The organism is Streptomyces sp. NPDC097619 (genome assembly GCF_040302735.1).
Classification (GTDB): Bacteria; Actinomycetota; Actinomycetes; order Streptomycetales; family Streptomycetaceae; genus Streptomyces.
On sequence record NZ_JBEOSD010000291.1, the window covers coordinates 1 to 4,168 of the forward strand.

The 4,168-nt window shown below is 75.6% G+C and carries 1 protein-coding gene; it reads left to right on the forward strand.

What is annotated here, in order from left to right; translation table 11 throughout:
• Positions 1-4,168: SDR family NAD(P)-dependent oxidoreductase (locus tag ABTZ17_RS36410; protein WP_502994989.1), on the forward strand; the 4,168-nt coding region annotated here is incomplete at both ends.

Sequence of the window (4,168 nt, forward strand, 5' to 3'; positions counted from 1 at the left end):
CTGACGGGTACGACGACGAGTGTGATCTCGGGTCGGGTGGCGTACACCCTCGGTTTCGAGGGTCCCGCCGTGACCGTCGACACCGCCTGCTCCTCCTCGCTGGTCGCGGTCCACCTCGCCTCCCAGGCCCTCCGCTCGGGGGAGTGCTCCCTCGCGCTGGTCGGCGGGGTCACCGTGATGTCCGGCCCCTTCGTCCTCCAGGAGTTCAGCCGCCAGCGCGGCCTCGCCCCCGACGGTCGTTGCAAGTCCTACGCGGCTTCGGCCGACGGCACCGGATTCTCCGACGGCCTCGGTCTGCTGGTCCTGGAGCGCCTCTCCGACGCCCGCCGCAACGGCCGACGCGTCCTCGGCGTCATCCGGGGTTCCGCGATCAACCAGGACGGTGCGAGCAACGGCCTCACCGCCCCGAACGGACCCTCTCAGGAACGGGTCATCCGCCAGGCACTCGCCAACGCCGGACTCGCCCCCGCCGACATCGACGCCGTCGAGGGCCACGGCACCGGCACCCGGCTCGGCGACCCCATCGAGGCGCAGGCCCTCCTCGCCACCTACGGCCAGGACCGGGCCGGCAGCGGCCCCCTGCGGCTCGGCTCCATCAAGTCCAACATCGGTCACGCCTCCGCCGCGGCGGGCGTCGCGGGCATCATCAAGATGGTCATGGCCATGGCGAACGAGCGACTGCCGCGGACCCTGAACGTCGACGAACCCTCCCCGCACATCGACTGGGCCTCCGGAGAGGTCCGCCTCCTCACCGAGGCCGAGGACTGGCCCCGCGGTGAGCGCACCCGACGGGCCGGCGTCTCCTCCTTCGGCGTCAGCGGCACCAACGCCCACGTCATCGTCGAAGAGGCCCCGCCCGCCGAATGGCCCTCCCTCGACACCACCGACCGGACCCCGTTCGTGCCGCCCGCCGTCCCCGTGGCCGTCTCCGGGAAGACCCCCGAGGCCCTCACCGCGCAGGCCCGGCGGCTCCACGCCCACCTGCTGGCCCGGCCCGAACTCGAACCCCTCGACATCGCCTTCTCCGGCGTCGCCGGCCGCGCCCAGCTCGACCACCGGGCCGCGATCGTCGCCACCGACCGCGAGGGCCTGCTCGCCGGGCTCGCCGCCCACGCCGAGGGGCTGCCCGGCGGCATCCCGCTCGCCGGGAAGACCGCCTTCCTCTTCTCCGGGCAGGGCGCCCAGCGCCCCGGCATGGGCACCGGCCTCGCCGCCGCCCACCCCGTCTTCGCCAAACAGCTCGACGAGGTGTGCGCGGCCCTCGACCCGCACCTCGACCGCCCCCTGAAGGAGCTCCTCGCCGCCCCCGAGGGCGCCCCCGAGGCCGCCCTCCTGGACCGCACCGAGTACACCCAGGCCGCCCTGTTCGCCGTCGAGGTCGCCCTCTACCGGCTCCTCGAATTCCTCGGCATCGGCGCCGACGTGCTCATCGGGCACTCCGTCGGCGAACTCGCCTGCGCCCACGTGGCGGGCGTGCTCTCCCTGGACGACGCCGCCGCCCTGGTGGCCGCCCGCGGCCGACTGATGGGCGCCCTGCCCGAAGGCGGCGGCATGGCGGCCGTGGAAGCCGAACCGGAGGAGGTCGAGGCATCCCTCGCCGCCTTCGCGGGCCGCCTGGCGGTGGCCGCGGTCAACGGCCCCCGCTCCGTGGTGGTCTCCGGCGAGCTGACCGCGATCGAGGAGTGGCTGCCGCAGTGGGAGGGCCGCCGGACCACCCGCCTGCGGGTCAGCCACGCCTTCCATTCCCCGCTGATGGAACCGATGCTGGCGGAGTTCCGCGCCCTCGCCGAGGGACTGTCCTTCCAGCAGCCGAAGCTGCCCGTGGTCTCGAACCTGACCGGCGGCCTCGTCACCGCCGAACTCACCGAACCCGCCTACTGGGTGGACCACGTCCGCGAGGCCGTCCGCTTCGCCGACGGGGTGCGCACCCTCGCCGCCGAGGGCGTCACCCGCTTCGTCGAGATCGGCCCCGGCGCCGTCCTCACCGCCCTGGCCCGGCAGACCCTCGGCGAGGACACCGAGGCCGTGTTCGCGCCCGTGCTGCGGGCCCGTACCCCCGAGGCCGAAGCCTTCGCCGGCTTCCTCGGCCAGGCCCACGTCGCCGGACTGTGGATCGACTGGGACGCCTTCTACGCCGGCACCGGCGCCCGCCAGGTGGACCTGCCCACCTACGCCTTCCAGCGCGAGCGGTACTGGCTCAGCCCGACCGCCGCGACCGGGGACCCGACCGCCGCCGGACTCGGCCGCGTGGAACACCCCGTGCTGGGCGCCGCCGTCGCCGTCGGCGACACCGACGCCTGGGTCTTCACCGGCCGCCTCACCCGCGAGGCCCTGCCCTGGCTCGCCGACCACACCGTCTTCGGCACCGTGGTCGTCCCCGGCACCGCCCTCGTGGACCTGGTCGCCTCCGCCGGACGCCGGCTGGACCGGCCCGTCCTGGAGGAACTGGTCCTGGAGGCCCCGCTCGTCCTGGAGGGCGACGCGGCCCTGCGGATCCAGGTCACCGTCGGCGCCCCGGACGTCGACGGCCGCCGCGAGGTCGCCGTCTACTCCCACGAAGCCGACACCGGCACCGGCACCGGAGCCCTGTGCCACGCCCGCGGCACCCTCACCGAAGCGGGCGCCGACCCGGACCCCTGGCCCGCGGACTGGCCCCCGGCCGGAGCCGAACCCTTCCCCGTGGACGAGCTGTACACCGGCTTCGCCGCCCTCGGCCTCGACTACGGCCCGGCCTTCCGCGGCGTCCGCGCCGCCTGGCGCGACACCGACACCGACACCGTCTACACCGAAGTGGCGCTGCGCCGCGACGAGGAGACCGGAGCCGGCGGCTTCGCCGCGCACCCCGCCCTCTTCGACGCCGCCCTCCACGGCGGCCTCGACTGGCTCGACCAGGGAGACGGCAAGGTCCGCCTGCCCTTCTCCTGGTCCGGGGTCCACCTCGGCACCGCCGGGGCCGCCGCCGCCCGGGTCCGCATCCGCGCCACCGGCGCCGCCGGCTCCACCGCCCTGCGCGTCGAGCTCCGCTCCGAACTCGGCGAGCCCCTGGCCCGCGTCGACGAACTGGCCTTCCGGGCCGTCGCCGCCGACCAGCTCCAGGCCGCCCGCTCCGGCTCCGCGGACGCCCTGTACGCCCTCGAATGGGTTCCCGCCCCGACCACCGGGACCACCCCGGCCGGCCGCGTGCACCTCCTCGACCCCGCCGGCACCGGAACCCCCGGCGCCCTCGCGGCCGTCGACGGCCTGGCCGCCGAAGCCGTCGTCGACCCGAAGACCCGACCCGACCTGGTCGTCCTGCGGGTCACCGCCCCCGACGGACCGGCCGCCGAGGCCGCCCGCACGGTGGCCGCCGACACCCTCGCCCTGCTCCGACGCTGGCTGGACGCCGCACCCCTCGCCGACACCCGACTGCTCCTCGCCACCCGGCACGCCGTCGCCGCCGGCGAGGAGACCGCCGACCCGACCACCGCCCCCGTGTGGGGACTGCTGCGCACCGCCCAGTCCGAGCACCCCGACCGCTTCCTCCTCGTCGACCTCGACACCGAGGACGGCACCGCCGACTGGGCGGCCCTCGCCGCCCTGGACGAGCCGCAGCTCGCCGTGCGCGCCGGACGGACCCTCGTCCCCCGCCTCGCCCGGCACACCGCCGCCCCCGTCCCCACCACCTCCCTCGACCCCGAGGGCACCGTCCTGATCACCGGCGGCACCGTCGGTCTCGGGGCGCTGTTCGCCGAGCACCTCATCGGCACCCACGGGGTCCGCCACCTCACCCTGGTCAGCCGTCGCGGCCCGGCCGCCGACGGCGTCCCCGCCCTCACGGCCCGCCTGGAGGAACTGGGTGCCCGGGTCCGCGTCGAAGCCTGTGACGTGGCCGACCGGGAGGCCGTCGCCGCCCTCCTCGGCTCCCTGGAACGGCCCCTGACGGCCGTCGTCCATTCCGCGGGCGTCCTCGACGACGGACTCCTCGCCACGATGAGCCCGGAGCAACTGGAACGCGTCCTGCGCCCCAAGCTCGACGCCGCCCTCCACCTCGACGAACTCACCGCGGACCTCGACCTGTCGGCGTTCGTGCTGTTCTCCAGCGTCTCGGTCTCGCTCCTGCACCTAACGAGGCGGACAGTCCGCAGGGCCGCCCCGACACGGGACAACCCGGAGAATCACCGGCACGGCT